Raw genomic sequence first — 19,252 nt, forward strand, 5'->3', positions numbered from 1 at the left:
GGCTGTCACTCCTTCCGGTTGTGACTCATCTATTTCCACTTCAGTAGTGGTGGTAGTTGTGCAACCGGTACTTTCTTTGGTTACTTCCAAAGTGTATTCACCTGGGGAATTGACTGTGGTAGTTGCTTTGGTTGCAATCTCATTGCTGCCACTTAACCAACGGTAGCTCACGCCTGCTGTAGTCGTGGAACCTGTCAGCTCTACGCTGGTGGTTTCACAAGTCAATGGGCCGCTATTGCTGGCTGTCACTCCTTCTGGTTGTGACTCATCTATTTCCACCTCAGTAGTCGTGGTAGTCGTACAGCCGGTACTCTCTTTGGTCACTTCTAAAGTGTATTCACCTGGGGAATTGACTGTGGTAGTTGCTGTGGTCGCTATCTCACTACCATCACTTAACCAGCGGTAGCTCACGCCTGTCGTGGTCGTGGATCCTGTCAGCTCTACGCTGGTGGTTGCACAAGTCAATGGTCCGCTGTTGCTGGCTGTCACTCCTTCCGGTTGTGACTCATCTATTTCCACTTCAGTAGTGGTGGTAGTTGTGCAACCGGTACTTTCTTTGGTTACTTCCAAAGTGTATTCACCTGGGGAATTGACTGTGGTAGTTGCTGTGGTCGCTATCTCACTACCATCACTTAACCAGCGGTAGCTCACGCCTGCTGTAGTCGTGGATCCTGTCAGCTCTACGCTGGTGGTTGCACAAGTCAATGGTCCGCTGTTGCTCGCTGTCACGCCTTCGGGTTGTGACTCATCTATTTCCACTTCGGTGGTTGTGGTAGTCGTACAGCCGGTACTTTCTTTGGTTACTTCCAAAGTATACTCTCCAGGAGCACTTACTGTAGTAGTAGCTGTGGTTGCAATCTCATTGCTGCCACTTAACCAACGGTAGCTCACGCCTGCTGTAGTCGTGGAACCTGTCAGCTCTACGCTGGTGGTTTCACACGTCAATGGTCCGCTGTTGCTGGCTGTCACTCCTTCCGGTTGTGACTCATCTATTTCCACTTCAGTAGTGGTAGTAGTTGTGCAACCTGTACCTTCTTTGGTTACTTCCAAAGTGTATTCACCTGGGGAATTGACTGTGGTAGTTGCTGTGGTCGCTATCTCACTACCATCACTTAACCAGCGGTAGCTCACGCCTGCTGTAGTCGTGGATCCTGTCAGCTCTACGCTGGTGGTTGCACAGGTAAGCGGGCCATTGTTGCTCGCTGTCACTCCTTCTGGTTGTGACTCATCTATACCTACTTCGGTAGTGGTGGTAGTTGTGCAGCCGGTACTTTCTTTCGTTACTTCTAAAGTGTATGTTCCAGGAGCACTTACTGTAGTGGTCGCAGTAGTCGCTATCTCACTGCTGCCACTTAACCAACGGTAGCTTACTCCTGTTGTAGTCGTGGATCCTGTCAGCTCTACGCTGGTGGTTTCACAAGTCAATGGTCCGCTGTTGCTGGCTGTCACTCCTTCCGGTTGTGACTCATCTATTTCCACTTCAGTAGTGGTGGTAGTTGTGCAACCGGTACTTTCTTTGGTTACTTCCAAAGTATACTCTCCAGGAGCACTTACCATAGTGGTCGCAGTAGTTGCGATCTCCGTTCCGGAAAACAACCAACGGTAGCTCACGCCTGTAGTGGTCGTGGAACCTGTCAGCTCCACACTGGTGGTTGCACAGGTAAGCGGGCCACTGTTGCTGGCAGTCACTCCTTCTGGCAGGCTAATATTTTGTATAACTGTTGCAGTAGCAGTTCCTGTACACCCTCCTGCTAATGACACGACCAGTGTGTAGTCACCAGGCACACTGACATTAATTACCTCTGTATCGGCCGTGAAATTATTTGGCCCTGTCCAACTATAAGTAACATCGGATTCAGAAGACTCTCCCGTAATACTCACAGAAGTATTGTTGCAACTTAACACTCCATTTGCAGTAGCCGTGACATCAAGGCTACTCTGTCCTGTCCCCTTTACAGTTATGTTGTCATAATAATAAAACTCACTATCACCAGTACTTTTTGTGCGAATCACAAGTTGAACCGTAGAACCGTTTAGCATATGTGATGACACTGTGGCACTGGTAAAGCTACCATCTTTGTCGCCATCTATGAAAAGCGTTTCCGAACCTCCATCCAGCTTATAATAAATGCGGATGTAATCCTCTCCACTATCCAAAGATCCCTCTCCTTCTATATCTACTGAAAGAACTACATCTGTAAAAGTTGAAATATCAATCACTTCTGATGTCCAAACCCCACGGCCTAACTCCGAATCTATACCTGAACCATGGGCAACAAATCTTTGGCTCCTAACTTCCATATACCCGGTATTAATCCCTGAATCATCAATGGACCAGGATGTGCTTCCATTGTCTGATGTTGTGCCATCGGCAAGATCATTAAAATCTTCTAACCATACGGTGCCCGAACCGGAGTTGCCATCGGTAACAGTAACAGTTTGGGAAGAAGTACATTCATTTGCCGGATCTGTTACGGTTAAAGTGTAGAGTCCCGCTTCATTGGCTGTCGGGTTTTGTGAGTTCGAACTGAAGTTGTCCGGACCCGCCCAACTGTAGATCGCATTCGGAGTAGTGGAACTACCCAATAAAGTAACTGAACCGGAAGAACAGTCCAGCGCACCATCTACGGAGGCTGTTACATCCGGTGGGTTTGTATTTTGCGTAACTGTTGCAGTGGCTGTTCCTGTACACCCTCCGGCCGATAACACGACCAGGGTATAGTCTCCAGGGGTACTTACAGTAATTACTTGCGTATCTGCGGTAAATCCGTTCGGGCCAGTCCAGCTATAGGTGGCATCAGGCTCAAAAGACCCTCCTGTGATATCTACGGAAGTATTGGAGCAGGTCAGCACCCCGCTTACTGAGACTGAAGGTGTAACAGCTTCATAGACCGGTGTGCCAGTTAGCGTCACATTCTCTATATAATATCGCTCATCATCCCAAGTGTTTCGAAGGCGTATGATCACCCGAAGCGTACTACCATTAAGAGTCGGAGACAATGCCATCGCAGATCCCGTAGCAGCAGTGTTGGCACCATCCAGGCCGTAATGATCCTCAAAGAACAGCGTTTCTGCTCCCCCGTCTAGTACATAAGACACTCGAATGTAGTCATCACTTTCAAAATCACCTAGTACCTCACTTCGCAAGGAAGTCGAAATAGACACATCTGTCTTGCCTGAAATGTCAATAACCTCAGATAGCCAGATCCCTTCGTTGGCCGATTCGAAGGAAGCCTTGAGTTCGTTGTTTTTGACGGAGAAGGTGCCTGTGCCCGGGTTTTGGATCGACCAGGCAGTGCTGCCATTGTCAACGGTAGTGCCGTTGGGGTGTGAAAAGTCCTCTACCCAAAAATCGCTGGCAGAGGCGCTCCCGGCAGTTACCTCCACCGACTGGGATGCAGTACAACCGTTTACAGGATCTGTTACGGTCAAGGTGTAGAGTCCCGCTTGACTGGCTGTCGGATTTTGCGAGTTCGAATTGAAATTGTCCGGACCCATCCAACTGTAGTTCACATTCAGAGTAGTGGAACTACCCAATAAAGTAACTGAACCGGAAGAACAGTCCAGCACACCATCTACCGAGGCTGTTACATCCGGTGGACTTGTGTTTTGCGTAACAGTGGCAGTAGCAGTTCCCGTACATCCCCCGCCAGAAGACACCACCAGGGTATAGTCTCCAGGGGTACTCACAGTAATTAATTGCGTATCTGTGGTAAATCCGTCCGGGCCAGTCCAGCTATAGGTGGCATCAGACTCAGAAGACCCTCCTGTGATATCCACGGAAGTATTGTTGCAAGTAAGAATACCTTCTACTGTCGCTGTAGCATCCACAGTACTCTGACCAGACCCCTTGACAGCTATGTTATCGAAATAATATTTCTCAGTGGAATGCGAATTATTTACTCTTAAAATGACCTGAACAGTATTACCATTAAATGGTCCGGATTCAATACTTTTTGTTGATGTTGAATTATTTGCTCCATTAAGCCCCCCATTATTTTCAAAAATCAATATTTCTGCTCCACCATCTATTTTATAATATGCTCGTATGTAATCCTCTGACTCAAAATAATCATTCGAACTGGCGGTTGCGCTTTTCAGATCAGCAGATATAGTAACATCATTAATGCCGGATATATCGATAACTTCTGACATCCAGATACCCTCATTAGCTGAATCGAATGAAGCTTTGAATTCATTTCCCTTTACTGAAAAAGTGCCTGAACCGGGATTCTGTACGGACCAGCTTGTAGAGCCATTGTCTGAGTTTGTGTGATCTGCCAGACTGAAGTCTTCATGCCAGATCGTGCCTGAGCTTTCAGGTTCAACGGTGGCTATAGCAGTTGCCGTACATCCTTCGGAAGTCGATACAACCAATGTATAATCGCCAGGGGCGCTAACAGTGATTATTTGCGTGTCTGCGCTAAATCCGTTCGGGCCCGTCCAGCTATATGTGGCTTCTGTAGCACTGGAATTGCCGGAAATTGTTACTGAGGAGCCATCACAGTGCAGATTCCCATCCACAGTTGCCGAGGCAGTTAAAGGAGAACTAACCATCACATTGTCAAAGTAATACAGTTCATCTGTGGCGGTGGTCCGGCCTTTGATAACGACCTGAAGGGTAGAACCGTTAAGTTCGCCACTGGTGACAATGCTGCTTTGTTTATTTCCATTGATTTCTCCTAAAAACTCATGGGCAAGTACTTTAGATCCTCCATCCAATATGTAATATAATTTCAGATAATCGTCCAGGTCTCCTGAACTTTCCAGTCCATTTCCACCATTGATCACCTCACTTCTCGCGGACATGGTAATAGTCACATTCGGCATATCTGAAATATCGATTACTTCCGAAGTCCATTTCGCTATTTCCCCGGCACCGGTATTCACAATTACAAACTCATTATCCGATACCTCGAAATCTCCACCTCCGCTATTTTCAATACTCCAACTTGTACTACCATCATCGCTGTTGGTACCATCAGAAAGAGTGAAGTTTTCGTGCCAATGAGCTATGGTGTTAAATTCCAATAGCTCTACCTCTGCGACAGCGGTACATCCCGTTTCAGGGACAGTCACTGTCAGAGCATAAGTTCCTGGCTCCGTTACCACTGGGCTTTGCTGTGATGACGCAAAACCACCCGGTCCGGTCCAGTCAAAGGTTGCATTTGAAGTATTGGAGCCACCAGACAATGTCACCGAGGTATTGGTGCAGCTTAGGTATTCACTTGCTGATGCTGTCGCTGTAACTGTGGAAGCCAATTCCACATTGTCAAAATAATAGAGCTCATCAGTAGCAGTGGTCCTTCCCTTGATAATGACCTGGAGGGTAGAACCATTTAGTTTCCCACTACTTACGGTAGTGGCATCACTGCTATTTCCATTGATCTCTCCTGAAAATTCATGAGCCAGTGTTTTAGCCCCTCCATCCAGTATGTAATATACCCGCAGGTAATCTTTCAGATCTCCAGAATCTTCCAGCCCATTTCCACCATTGGTGGCACTTCTTGCCGCCATGCTGATCGTCACATCAGGCCTGCCCGAGATATCTATTACCCCTGAAGTCCATTTTGCAACTTCTCCTGCACCTGTGTTCACGACTACAAATTCATTTCCTGAGACTTCGAAATCTCCTCCCCCACTGTTTTCAGTACTCCATGCTGTACTCCCACCATCACTGCTTGTGCCGTCAGGATGGGTAAAATCTTCACTCCAAAAAGTACCTGCCCCACCTCCAGACACTTCTACACTAGCAGTATTGGTACTTTGAGACTGAGGATCGGTAACAGTAACTGTGTAGGTACCAGGATAGCTAACAGTAGGGTATTGGCTTGTGGACGAGAAGCCGTTAGGCCCACTCCATAAATAATTCACATTCGAATAATTGGCTGTAGCACCTATCGTTACATCAGGATTGCTGCAGGAAAGGGTTCCTCCGGTGATTTCTGTAATCTCCAGTGCTGACACACCCACGACCAACATATTATCGATCGTATGCTTTTCATCCTCCCAGCTATTGTTTACCTTGATGATGAATTGCACTGTATTTCCTGAAATATCCTCTGCGGATACAGTGACGGGGGCTGAAGTGTTATTGAAACCACCGATCAGTACTTTGTCCCCTCCATTTAGCCGGTAGTATGCGTTTATGTAATCCAAATCCTCCATTCTGCCAAACCCTGAAAGATCCACGGATAAGTCTACCGATGAATAACCTGATATATCTATTGGTTCACTGATTAGCTGAGCTTCCCCTTTAAGATCTCTTCCGAGAAACCTACCCTGTCGTACTTCGAAATATCCGAGAGAACCAATAGATGCTCCGGATATATCTCTCGTCCATTGACTGCCCGAGGTAGAGAAATCGGGGGGGCCTTCAAAAGTTTCATGCCAAACCAGGTTGTCGGGGAGACTCATTGCATCCGCAGAAACTGTCACATTATCAAACCGAATATACTCTCCTGAGTTATCATTATAAACTTTAATGATAATCTGTAATCGACTACCCGTCAAACCCGAAATAGTAGCTGTAGCTCCGCCAAATGATCCATATTGCGCTCCATTGTTCAGCAGGGTTTCCGATCCTCCATCCAATTTATAGTATACCTTAATATAATCTTCATTAGATTCCAAATCACCTGAAGAGGATATATCCACCTGAATACCCACATTGGTGTGGTACTTAATATTGATCACCTCCGACCGCCACTTTGCTTCCTTATCGAGATTATTAGCCTCATAAGCATGGTTTTTTACTTCAAAATGGCCCGTAATCCCCGAAACCTCACCATCCCATGAGGCTTGTCCCGCATGATAGTTTATCCCATCGGACAGGTTATCGAAATCTTCAAACCAGATCTGATTTGACCCCTGGCTAACTTTTTTGAGATCAGGGTCAGTTTCAGGAGAACTTACACGGGTCAGTATCTCACTGCTCCGAAAGGTTATATCGGGAGCAGCTATTGCTTTGTTTAAATTTTCTAAGAATACGTTACTAATAAGTAAAAAAGAAAGAATTATCAGTTTAATACTTCTTGAGAAATAAGGTATAGATTCCATACTATAGGTTTTGGTTAAAAATAATGTTTGATCCGCCCATTACCAGAGTTGCTGGCGATTGAGCTTATTTAGTTTTAGTTATTGTTTATTTCAGGTCATTGCACAAGCGAACATTTTTCTTGCTTTGGCTGCCCTAACGATTTTCTGTATTATTCATTGGCTTTCATAAAATAATCCAAGCACCTTCTTGCCAGAACTCTTAAAAAGATCTTCGTATCGGGTTACTTTTCTCACAAAGGCATCATAATATCCCATCTGGCGGTATGAATTCATTGCTTCCACAGCTAAAGAAAAACTATCGAACTCACCAATAGAGAATCTATTCAAACCATCATTGCCCATGTAGACAGTTACAGAGTGAATATCAATTTTGTCAAAAAAGCCAAGTTCAGGTGCTTCTTTTTTTCCTAATGCCAATAACTGGACAGTATAATAAGTAGACTGACTTAGCATTTCCTTACTTAGTGTATCCTGCTCCAGAGCAATACTGGTGCTATCCAACCAGATTGTAGTGTCAGGTGCCGGGGATTCATCTTCAAAGGTGATAATTGCACTATATATATCAGAAAAATCCCTGTTTTTGGAACTACTGTAAAAAGCGAGGTCATTGGAATTTAAACTTAAATAGGCATCGAAGCCTTTTGTATTTATTTGTGAGCCAAGATTGACAGGCTTGCTCCAATTTTCCCAGCTATCATCTAATCTTTCGATCATGAAAATGTCGGCATCTCCATAGCCTCCATGTCCGTTACTGGCAAAGAAAATCCTTTTCCTGTCATTTGTCAGGAAAGGAGAAATTTCAAATCCAGCTGTATTGATTTCCGGACCTAAATGAATAGGTTCATGCCATTGGCCATTTTCTTTGACATATATATATATATCTTCCTCACCATAGCTATCTTCCGAATTCGATGACAGGAGTACGACATCCCCGGCCGGGGCAACAAAATACCCTCGAAAATCCCCTAGACTATTAAAGACTATATCATATTCCCGTGGATGAGTCCAAAGCCCATTTTCGCTTTTTGTACTATAAGATATACCCCATTTTTTCCGTAAAGGACCTGAATAAGAATTGAGAAGATATAAGGTGTCATAGTTTCCTGATATACCTACTACCAAATTATTATCAATAGTATTTAATGAAGCTAAGTTACTGGCTCTTGACCAGGTACTATCTTCCTTCAATTGACTATACCAAATATCCTGGCCTGCCAGTGCACCTCCGATATTTTCTTCAGAAAAAGTCCGTACAAAAAACAAGACCCTTCCATCTTTGGTAAGAATAGGGGCAGATTCTTCCGCCTCACTATTGATAGAATCTGAAAGAATATTTACTTCGCTAATATTAAATTGAGCCATTAAAAATGGGGCTGGCTCCATATAAAGTATCACCAAAGAAGTTAAAAAGACTTTCACAGATACTCTCTGGAAAAAACTACCAAATCGGAACATAACCTTTTTTATTAAAAAGCTGAAAGCCTAAAACAATCTCATGGCTATTAGGCTTAAACCCTTGAACATTTAAATTCTTATATTCATAGGAATATCCGAATCGAAACATATCATTTACAACCAAACCCAGCATACCAATAAATGTCTGGTCATTTCGGTAAACTATACCGAAGTCCAGCAATTGATTGAACCTAAGTTTTAACCCTAAATCAAATGAAGTAGGATTTCTATTTGAATAACGCACTATACTACTGGAAATCAGTTCCAAATTCTCTTGCAGACTAAACCTATAACCCCCCAATATTTGATGAGAAAACCTGATAAAGATCCCTTCTTCGACTTTATATCCGGATAAGAGTGCATCTCCGGCATTTAAGATTGAGTAACTCAAGTAATATGATGGAGAATAAAACGCCAATCCAATATTTATTCTTAAATAAGTGGAGGAGGGTGTATTCTCCAAATATGCATTATAATAGGGATCACCCGGATCAAAAACCTTAATCTCTTCAAAATCGATTTCCGTTTGATTGACACCAGAAGACAATCCCAGGGACAAGTAAGTTCTGTTTTTTACGGGAACATGTACAGCAGTATTTAACATGACCAAGTTTTGGTTAAAAGCCCCTAATTCATCTTTTATAATATATCCACCAATCCCTATTTTAACATCATTACCCTCGTAAGCGGAAAGGTTGCTTACTCGTGTAGAGTTGTGTCTATACTCATTATTCCGGAATTTTTTAACACCATTTACACTTGCCATCAGTGTTTTGGGAGCTCCATCAAAACCCACCCATTGCTGACGATAGGATGTACGGATATCAAGAAAGTCCATGGCACCTGCCAGGCCGGGCGCAACAGAAGGCATGTTTTGATGATACTGAGTCATAAAAACATCACTTTGAGAATAAGTCCTCTCCCATGTCATCCATATTATCAATAAGAAAATATATCTAAGCATTTTATCATTTAATTTAAAAAAGCACTTTTACAGTATCATTACAAAGCCTCTATAAACTCGTTTTGAACTATCATTCAATTCAATAACATAGAAGTATGTATCCTTCCCTAATTTTTTGTTGCCGTTGGTTCCGTCCCATGGTCTTTGATACCCCTCGGAATAGTATACCCGAAGTCCATTTCTATGCATCACAGTGACTTCACAATTTGGATACATCTCGAGCTCGGGAATTAGCCACAAATCATTAAACCCGTCATTATTTGGAGTAAAGGCACTCGGAATATTTAATTTATGATCAGGGTCGAGGATGGTGATGATGATATCAAAGTCTTCTTCGATAAACTCCTCCCCTGAATCTGTCGAACGGATAGTTAAGCTAAAACTATTTTGGGAATTATAATCAAATGAGCTGTTTGTCAACAATTGATTGTCCTCAATTGAAAATAATGAAGCATCAGCTCCCCCAACTATCTCGTAGTAGTGCACATCATCAACATCTTCATCTGTTGTAGAAAGCACCCCTATAAAAGTTCCTATCGGTTCTTTTTCTGAAACAATATTATTTGATAAATCAATGGAAGAAGGGGTGTCATTAGCATCCAGAATGATTATCTGAAATGTTCTTTCGAAAAACCCACCACCGGAATCTGTGGTTCTGACCAGAATTTCATAATTATCTTTCAATTCAAAATTAAAAGATTCAGCAGTGACCAGCTCATTCCCATTGATTGAAAACGAAGCAGCATCCGGACCACCTTCAATGGTATAGGTGTGGGTATCATTGACATCCTCCGTGTTAAATATTCCCACAAATGTGCCAATGGATTCGTTTTCAAGTACCGTATTTTGAGAAAGAGATAAGTTGACAGGTGGAGCGTTAACTTCAATAACAAATACCGTCAGGAACTGTTCATCCGTGAAGGTTCCGTCACTCACAGCAACGATAACCTCATATGCATTATCCATATCATTATCTGTAGGATTGTCAAAATCCGGTGCATTGATGAAAACCAAATCACCAGAGACTTCATTGATGTTGAACAAGCCATTATCTACTCCGCCTATGATACTGAAAGTCAGAGGGGCTTCTGCATCATTATCAGTAGCTGTAACCGTGGTAACAGCAGTGGTGTTCTCATTAATATTGATAGAGGCATTGTCTCCGCCACCATTGGATGTTATTACTGGTACATTATCATTTAGATCATTGACTGTTACTATCCAACTCATGCTGGCATCGTTGTCATCAGAGTCCGTAGCGGTAATCTCAATTTCATAAACATTATCTGTGTTGGCATCATCAGGATTCTCAAAATCTCTGCCCACCATACTTACCACTCCTGTAGTAGCATTGATGGTGAAGTCAGATGCATCCGCTCCTCCGCTGATTGTATAAGTAATATCTCCAATCGGAGTGCCTATAACCGAAGGAGTTTCTGAAGTGTAGGCTGCATTTTCATTGACATCAGCATCAGCAATAGGGTCGATAGTAAAAGTAGTAGCTTCAATTACATCATTAACTGTTACCGTCCAGCTTTCAGAAGCATTGTTGCCATCAGAGTCCGTAGCAGTAATCTCTATTTCATACTCATTGTCTGTATTGGCATCATCAGGATTCTCAAAATCCCTGCCCACCATACTTACCACGCCTGTAGTGGCATTGATGGTGAAGTCAGCAGCATCCGCTCCTCCGCTGATTGTATAGGTGATGTCTCCAATCGGAGTGCCTATAACCGATGGGGATTCCGAAGTGTAAACTGCATTTTCATTGACATCAGCATCAGCAATAGGGTCGATAGTAAAAGTAGCAGCTTCAATTACATCATTAACTGTTACCGTCCAGCTTTCAGAAGCATTGTTGCCATCAGAGTCCGTAGCAGTAATCTCTATTTCATACTCATTGTCTGTATTGGCATCATCAGGATTCTCAAAATCCCTGCCCACCATACTTACCACGCCTGTAGTGGCATTGATGGTGAAGTCAGCAGCATCCGCTCCTCCGCTGATTGTATAGGTGATGTCTCCAATCGGAGTGCCTATAACCGATGGGGATTCCGAAGTGTAAACTGCATTTTCATTGACATCAGCATCAGCAATGAGGTCGATAGTAAAAGTAGCAGCTTCAATTACATCATTAACTGTTACCGTCCAGCTTTCAGAAGCACTGTTACTTTCAGAGTCAGTAGCGGTGATCTCTATTTCATACTCATTGTCTGCATTGGCATCATCGGGGGATTCAAAATCCCTAGGAACCATGACCACTATCCCAACAGGATTTATCATGAACGCTGCTGCATCCGCCCCTCCACTGATCGTATAAGTGATACTTCCTATTGGGGTGCCGGTGATAGAAGGCGGTGGAGCCAAAGTGTAGGCAGCATTTTCATTAACACTCGCATCAGCAATGGGGTCAATGGTAAAAGTAGCTGATTCCATCACATTATTGACTGTTACTGTCCAGCTATCAGAAGCGGTGTTCTCATCGGCATCTGTTACGGTGATCTCTATTTCGTAGACATTGTCTGTGTTGGCATCAACGGGATTCTCAAAATCCCTGGCCACCATATTTACTACACCTGTAGTGGCATTGATGGTAAAGTCAGATGCATCTGCTCCTCCGCTAATTGTATAAGTGATGTTGCCAATCGGGGTGCCTATGACTGAAGGCGTTTCCGAAGTGTAAACTGCATTTTCATTAACATCAGCATCAACAATGGGATCAATGGTAAAAGTAGCTGATTCGATCACATCATTAACTGTCACTGTCCAGCTATCAGAAGCGCTGTTGCCATCAGAGTCCGTAGCAGTAATCTCAATTTCATAAACATTATCTGTGTTGGCATCATCAGGAGATTCGAAATCTCTGGCTACCATACTTACCACGCCTGTAGTGGCATTGATGGTAAAGTCAGCAGCATCTGCTCCTCCGCTAATTGTATAAGTGATGTTGCCGATCGGGGTGCCTATGACCGATGGGGTTTCCGAAGTGTAGGTTGCATTTTCATTGACATCAGCATCAACAATGGGATCAATGGTAAAAGTAGCTGATTCGATCACATCATTGACTGTTACTGTCCAGCTATCAGAAGCGCTGTTGCCATCAGAGTCCGTAGCAGTAATCTCAATTTCATAAACATTATCTGTGTTGGCATCATCAGGAGATTCAAAATCTCTGCCCACCATACTTACCACTCCCGTAGCGACATTGATGGTGAAGTCAGACGCATCCGCTCCTCCGCTGATTGTATAAGTGATGTCTCCAATCGGAGCATCCCCGCTTAAAGAAGGAGTCTCAGAAGTGTAGACTGCGTTTTCATTGACATCAGCATCAGCAATGGGATCAATAGTAAAAGTAGCTGATTCAATTACGTCCTGAAGAGTTACTGTCCAGCTCATGCTGGCATCGTTCCCATCAGCATCTGTCACGGTGATTTCTATTTCGTACACATTGTCGGTGTTGGCATCATCAGGAGATTCAAAATCTCTGGCTACCATACTTACCACGCCTGTAGTGGCATTGATGGTGAAGTCAGATGCATCCGCTCCTCCGCTGATTGTATAAGTGATATCTCCAATCGGAGCCTCCCCGCTTAAAGAAGGGGTCTCAGAAGTATAAACTGCGTTTTCATTGACATCAGCATCAGCAATGGGATCGATAATAAAAGTAGCAGCTTCAATTACATCATTGACTGTTACCGTCCAGCTATCAGAAGCACTGTTGCCATCAGCATCTGTTACGGTGATCTCTATTTCATAGACATTGTCTGTATTGGCATCATCAGGATTCTCAAAGTCTCTGCCCACCATACTTACCACACCTGTGGTAGCATTGATGGTAAAGTCAGCAGCATCTGCTCCTCCGCTGATTGTATAAGTGATGTCTCCAATCGCAGCCTCCCCGCTTAAAGAAGGAGTCTCAGAAGTGTAGACTGCATTTTCATTAACATCAGCATCAGCAATGGGATCGATAGTAAAAGTGGCTGATTCAATTACATCATTAACTGTTACTGTTAGTGTCTGTTGGTCAGTATCCACTCCATCACTAACACTGACTACTACCACATACACGTTATCAGTATTATTATCAGTGGGATTTTCAAAATCCGGAGCCGGACCAAACACTAATGCACCATTACTACTATTAATACTAAACCGTGCCTGATCAACGCCTCCCACAATGCTATAGTTAAGAGTAGTTCCTGCATCCGCATCTGTTGCAGTAACCGTAGTAACAGCAGTCGCATTTTCATTAACATTAATAGATGCATTGTCACCTCCTCCATTGGATGTGATCACAGGAGGATTATTATAAACATTGATATGCACCCATGCCGTATCTGCAAAGCGATAGGGGTCCGTAAAAAATGTACTATCAACTATCAGGTACTCAATGGAATCTTTACCGAGATAGCCTGAAACAGGAGTATATGAAATATCCGTTCTGTCAGATATTTCTGCAGTACCATTTTTAGGTGGTGTAACAATGACACTTGGAAACACATAATCTTCATAAAGCATATCATTATTCTGAATATCCAGCACATCATCTTCTGCATTGGTGTGTACATTCACTGCATCATCTATGACATCGATTTCCGGAGATACTTCATGCGCATCTCCAAATAGTTTTATATTTTCGTAATGAGGTTCAAAGGGGGAGGATGGTGAATTTGCTGTATTCAATTCAGCTATACCATAATTATAGGTATAGCCATTGAATTCTCTGTCAAAATGCCATACCCCGTAAAGTTTGGCATCCTCATCCCCTCTTAACCTAGTATAGAGGTCTGCCTGAACCTCAGCTTCAGACCGAAATTTATTCCATAACCGCAATTCACTTATATCTCCCTCTAAATGATTAGTATTCATGGTGTAGGTTTTCGTAACATCATTTTTTGTAGAAGTTTCGCCACCTACAAACAATCTGGTCGATTGATTTTCATCAGGAAGCTGAAAAGTTCTGCTACTCACCTTCTCGCCATTAACATACAGATGGTAAGTATTGACTACATCTCCACCGGTGAAGGTCAGGTGATACCATTGATTTTCATTAATAGGCAAAGTTGCAGGATTGGTTTCAACGGCAAAACCAGAAGTGTACACATAGGCTCTAAATTTACCACTTAGATAACTGATTGTATAATATGCGGTTTTACCTCCATAAGCCGATTCACGCATTAAGATAGTTTGATTTGTCTTAGAAGTGTTATTAATACGCACCCAAAGTTCTACAGAGAAACTTCTATCACTATCATCCAGACTGAGGTAAGATGAATCACTTACCACTCCATAGCCAGAGCCATCAAATCTGATAAAAGAATTAAATCCATTCTCAGGTGTAGAAGCATCAACGGTTGAAAAATCTCCCTCTGTTCCATCAAACGAGGTAACCGCATAGAAGTAAAACTGGCCATTGGTTAACCCATTGTCTGTATAGGTGTTTGTACCAAAAGGTACATTTGCCAAAGGACTAAAGGTAACTGAATCTGTAGATCGGTATATACGATATTCCGAAACACCCGGACTTACCGTTGGCAGCCAGGAAAGTTGATTGGATTCATCAAGCGAAACTAAATGAAAGCCCGTAGGAGGGTCAGGCTGAGCATTTGATGTAAATATTACAAAAAACAGCAGAATAGTGCAATGCCAAATCTTAGGATGGGGTAGCCTTTTGATTAATTTCATGTAGGTTTTGGTTTTATTAAAAAATCTGCCGAAACAGAGTTACTATAGGTCAATCACCATAAAAAAACAGATTAAAGTTAAAATAACATTCACACAAATTAATACATCCCCACAACCACTACTTCTATAAGGATTTACCATACTTTCCCTCAGACGTCTTGGTGGATCGATAACAAGCCAAGAAACTTTACTTTCTGCAAAACCCTTGACGAACACTATCAATATAGATACAACGACATTTAAGTTAGCTACATTGATTATTTATCAAACGTAGCAAAGGGCTATCACAATAACATTTCTAAATCGAACAATTTATTACATGCATAATATTAATAACAATAAAGTAAAAAGATTGTGTGGGTATCTTATCCTGAAACAGGTTGACATATTTAACCTTTAAAGCGCAAGCAATGAGGGGGGGAACCAGCTTCTTCAGCCATACTTAAAGAATACTGAATACTAACTTTTCACGACTCACAACAACAAGCTTAAGTGTTTGATAATTAGTGGCTATATGATTGAATATTATCAAGAATAGGGAAAATATTATTACCGCATATGAAATAAAAAACGAGAAAGTAATTTACTCAAAAAACCCTAAAAATTATTAATTTTAAACTGAGAAGCTCCCACTCAACACTAACTATGATCACTTCTAATAATGATATTTATGTGTTCTATTTTCCTATTTTTCTCCTGCGTTTTACTTATATTGGGACATAAAGCGGCAGATGTGGAAGCCAGGCTATAGTACCCATCAAAGACAATAACCTATGTATAATTAAAACCTACTTTATTGAAAGTTTTTCAGTAGATTTAGGGTTATAGTATTTTAGTTTATTAATTTTATGAGCACCTGGTCCTCTTGATCTTATTTTACCTATATGGTCTTCAAAAAGCAGCCTATGGGTGGTTATCAGTATTTTATAGTAATTTTGACAAAAATGCTACACCGTTTTACTCATCCTTATGTCTGCTGACAGGGGATTTCAATAATTACTTTAGCAATAAATTAGATAAATAATGAGAAACATCACTGTATTCTGTGCCTCAAGCCCGGGAATCGATTTGAAGTTTATGTCACAAGCCAACTTGTTGGGCAAAACCCTTGCCGTCCAAAACATTGGACTGGTGTACGGTGGGGCTAAAGTTGGACTTATGGGTTCTGTGGCAGAAGGTGTTTTAAACAATGGCGGAAGAGTAATAGGGGTACTTCCCACTTTTTTAAGATCAAAAGAAATTGCTCATGAAGATCTTACTGAGCTCATATTGGTTGAAAGTATGCACGAAAGAAAAACCAAAATGAATGAATTATGTGATGGGGTGATTGCCCTTCCCGGGGGTTTTGGAACTTTGGAAGAACTATTTGAAATGCTCACCTGGGCACAATTAGGGCTTCATCAAAAACCAATTGCTTTATTAAACTTCGATGGATTTTATGACTCTCTCATTGAAATGATCCAATCAATGGTTGATAAAGGCTTTCTAAAAGAGATCAATCAAAAGATGTTGTTAGTGAGCGAAAATATTGATGATTTGTTACAAAAAATGGATAGCTATGTAGCTCCTAATGTTGGGAAATGGATTCAGGAAGAAAACACATAACAGTACCTCTTACTTATCCTCCTCCATTGGCAATAACCAGTCAGATTTACGAAACCGATACCATTCCACTTTAGCCAGATTTCTTTCAGGATCGTATAAAGGCTGACGTAATCCGTTATTCAATCGAACTTTTCCATTGGCGTAAATTTCCGCATCAGACCATCCTCGTTCAGCATAGTCTTTTTTAAGCACCTGCACAAATTGCCAACACATATCCGGCCGCGTGGCAATTACACGCTGCTGCTTAAAAGTGAGGTATTTGGATTTATCCACCATTTCCGTGCTATCATTTGCAGGATTTACTACCTTAAAATTGACATGGCCACTTTTGCTACGCAACATCATTCGCCACGATAGCCTGTGCCCCTCTTCACTCCAATGCACATTGCTGTCATAAAGCCAATGCCTTGAAGGCAAAACAAGTTGGATAAGCACCCACACCATGAGAGCTGCCAATAATGGCCTGTTCACAGGGTAAACAAGCATGTTTGTTTTTTCTATTCTGCTTTTAAAGAATATCCTGCGGATGGTGACCGGATCAAAAAAGAAAATACACATAGCTATACCCATAAAAGGAAATATCCCTACCTGAAAAACAGCTGAATTGAATAAATGAAAAAATATAGAAGTGATGAAAGCCCATTTCCGTGTGGATTTCCATAATAGCAGTGGCGTTATAAATAGGTCAAACATTACTCCTCCATAAGCAATGAAGTAATGAGCCCACCTTTCCTGAAGTAAATCGCCCACTAACCAAAGATTTTTCTTTGCCAGTAATAGCATTCTGATTGATTCCGCAGTGAGCCAGTCAATATTTAGTTTAGCTATACCGGCATAGGTATAAACAATACCTATCTGCAAAATAAATAATAATCTACACCAATTAGGACATGTAGAGGACTTTAGTTCAGGTTTATATTTAGCATCCAGGGAAAAGGCGCGATTGGCAGGTACGAAACACATCAGAAAACAAAGTAGCACCAAAAGGTAATAATGGTTGTTGTAATTCGTCTTCTGCATAAAGTAAACCAAAGACCACATTAGAGTATAGCTTCCAATGGCCAGCCTGTATTTATAACCTAACATCACCATCACTCCAAAGCAGCCCATAATGAAAAAGTAGAAATACATACCATTCCCCGGCAAAGGATGAAGCCAGGAAAAATCAATGAATGGAAAAGTCATCACAGGATCAATAAAAGCCCTGCGTACCCAACCTGTCATGATAGCACCCCATGCCTCCGCTGTGATCAGGAAACCGAAAATAGTCCTGAAAATAACCAGGAAACTGTTATCTACAGCTTGAAAGAGACTTTTCTCTAATTTCCCCATGTATTATTAAATTTTTTGAAAATGCCAATCATTACCACTTTACAAAAGTATGGTTTTTCCTGAGAAACAGTTTTTCTTTTTAATAAGTAGAAGTTGTTATTAATCCCATACATAGGATGGAACTTTATGATTCAATAATACTAAGATCCGTTCGGATTAAATAGAGCCTATTAGGCAATTACACGAGAATCATTCGTAACTACCTGGACATAAGGATCAAATGACAAACATTCGTATAATTTATTCTTTAGCATCCATATAAATTTCATCTTTTCATAATCCATACTAACTTTATCAGAATTTAACTGTTCAAAGTTCTGAATACAACAGGTTTTAATAAAGAAAACATGTCCGCAAATCAAATTATTCCGGGAATACATAACTGGTGCGATAGATGGTGTGAGAAATGTCCGTTTATTAAAAGATGTGCTGTTGGAAAGCAGGAACTGGAAATCCTCAATAAGGACGGCAAAGATAATGATCCTGAATTTTGGCCAAAAATTGGAGAGCAATTGTCCAGAACTTTAGATTTACTAAAGGATGTAGCTATAGAGAAAGGAATTAATTTAGATAATATTCCTCAGGAAGAATGGGACGAAATACAAAATGAAAGTGAACAACAATGGGCAGAAGCGGAAGCTCACCCTATTTCTGCCATTGGCCTTGAGTATTATAAATTGGCTAATCAGGAAATCGGTTTGGGCTTTATCCGTGACAAGTTACAATCAGAACTCCGGAACCTAGAGTTGGGAATTGATAAAAAGACCACTGAAAACATTCAACAGCTAAAGGATGGACTGGATGTGATAAAATGGTATATGTACTTTCTTCCCGCCAAATGCCAGAGGCTGGCAATGGAACGGTTGGACAAAGATATGGAGGAGGAATTCCCTCCGGAAGAGCGATCCTATAATGGCACTGCCAAAATAACCCTCATCGGTATAGAAAGGTCTGTTGCTGCCTGGGGAATGTTGCTAGAAAAAATACCCGAAGCAGAAGATGGAATCCTTTCTGTTTTAGTTTTATTACAAAAATTACAAAGGCTCATTCAAGTGGAGTTTCCTGATGCGGAAAAATTCATCAGACCTGGATTTGATGAATAGTAATATTGGTCAAAAAAAAGACAGCCGAAGGAATCCTCAGCTGTCTTTC

At 41.8% G+C, this 19,252-nt stretch carries 7 protein-coding genes; 2 read left to right on the plus strand and 5 right to left on the minus strand.

Translation table 11 applies throughout. The annotated features are described in order from the left end of the window. From JKA74_RS20045 to JKA74_RS20060, 4 genes are all read right to left on the minus strand, one after another. On the minus strand, nt 1–7,059 hold a 7,059-nt coding region (locus tag JKA74_RS20045), incomplete at its 3' end, for a beta strand repeat-containing protein (protein ID WP_201433032.1). Nucleotides 7,060–7,212: 153 nt separating this feature from the next. Further along, nucleotides 7,213–8,478 carry a PD40 domain-containing protein gene (locus JKA74_RS20050; protein WP_201433033.1) on the minus strand — a complete coding sequence of 422 codons (1,266 nt, stop codon included), beginning with the start codon at nt 8,476–8,478 and terminating at the stop codon, nt 7,213–7,215. A gap of 19 nt (nt 8,479–8,497) precedes the next feature. Then, nucleotides 8,498–9,478 carry a PorP/SprF family type IX secretion system membrane protein gene (locus tag JKA74_RS20055; RefSeq protein WP_201433034.1) on the minus strand — a complete coding sequence of 327 codons (981 nt, stop codon included), beginning with the start codon at nt 9,476–9,478 and terminating at the stop codon, nt 8,498–8,500. Between the two features lie 27 nt (nt 9,479–9,505). Next, on the minus strand, nt 9,506–15,163 hold the full coding sequence (locus JKA74_RS20060) for a T9SS type B sorting domain-containing protein (RefSeq protein ID WP_201433035.1): 5,658 nt from the start codon (nt 15,161–15,163) through the stop codon (nt 9,506–9,508). A gap of 1,023 nt (nt 15,164–16,186) precedes the next feature. On the opposite strand from JKA74_RS20060, the gene JKA74_RS20065 reads away from it, so the two are divergent. After that, nucleotides 16,187–16,768, plus strand: a complete 582-nt coding sequence (locus tag JKA74_RS20065; protein ID WP_201433036.1) for an LOG family protein — start codon at nt 16,187–16,189, stop codon at nt 16,766–16,768. A gap of 9 nt (nt 16,769–16,777) precedes the next feature. Here the strand turns inward: JKA74_RS20065 and JKA74_RS20070 are convergent, their stop codons facing one another. Beyond that, nucleotides 16,778–18,100, minus strand: a complete 1,323-nt coding sequence (locus JKA74_RS20070) for an HTTM domain-containing protein (protein ID WP_236587978.1) — start codon at nt 18,098–18,100, stop codon at nt 16,778–16,780. Between the two features lie 347 nt (nt 18,101–18,447). Between JKA74_RS20070 and JKA74_RS20075 the strand changes: the two genes are divergently transcribed. Next, nucleotides 18,448–19,203: a hypothetical protein gene (locus JKA74_RS20075; protein WP_201433037.1), complete on the plus strand. Its 756-nt coding sequence runs from the start codon at nt 18,448–18,450 to the stop codon at nt 19,201–19,203. Nucleotides 19,204–19,252: the final 49 nt, after the last annotated feature.

Origin of the sequence: Marivirga aurantiaca, assembly GCF_016679925.1 — a bacterium.
GTDB classification, from domain to species: Bacteria; Bacteroidota; Bacteroidia; order Cytophagales; family Cyclobacteriaceae; genus Marivirga; species Marivirga aurantiaca.

Excerpts from the sequence above, each read along its gene's own strand:
- JKA74_RS20055 (WP_201433034.1), bottom strand. The coding sequence starts at position 9,478 with ATGCTTAGATATATTTTCTTATTGATAATATGGATGACATGGGAGAGG.
- JKA74_RS20065 (WP_201433036.1), top strand. The coding sequence starts at position 16,187 with ATGAGAAACATCACTGTATTCTGTGCCTCAAGCCCGGGAATCGATTTG.
- JKA74_RS20070 (WP_236587978.1), bottom strand. The coding sequence starts at position 18,100 with ATGGGGAAATTAGAGAAAAGTCTCTTTCAAGCTGTAGATAACAGTTTC.
- JKA74_RS20060 (WP_201433035.1), bottom strand. The coding sequence starts at position 15,163 with ATGAAATTAATCAAAAGGCTACCCCATCCTAAGATTTGGCATTGCACT.
- JKA74_RS20075 (WP_201433037.1), top strand. The coding sequence starts at position 18,448 with ATGTCCGCAAATCAAATTATTCCGGGAATACATAACTGGTGCGATAGA.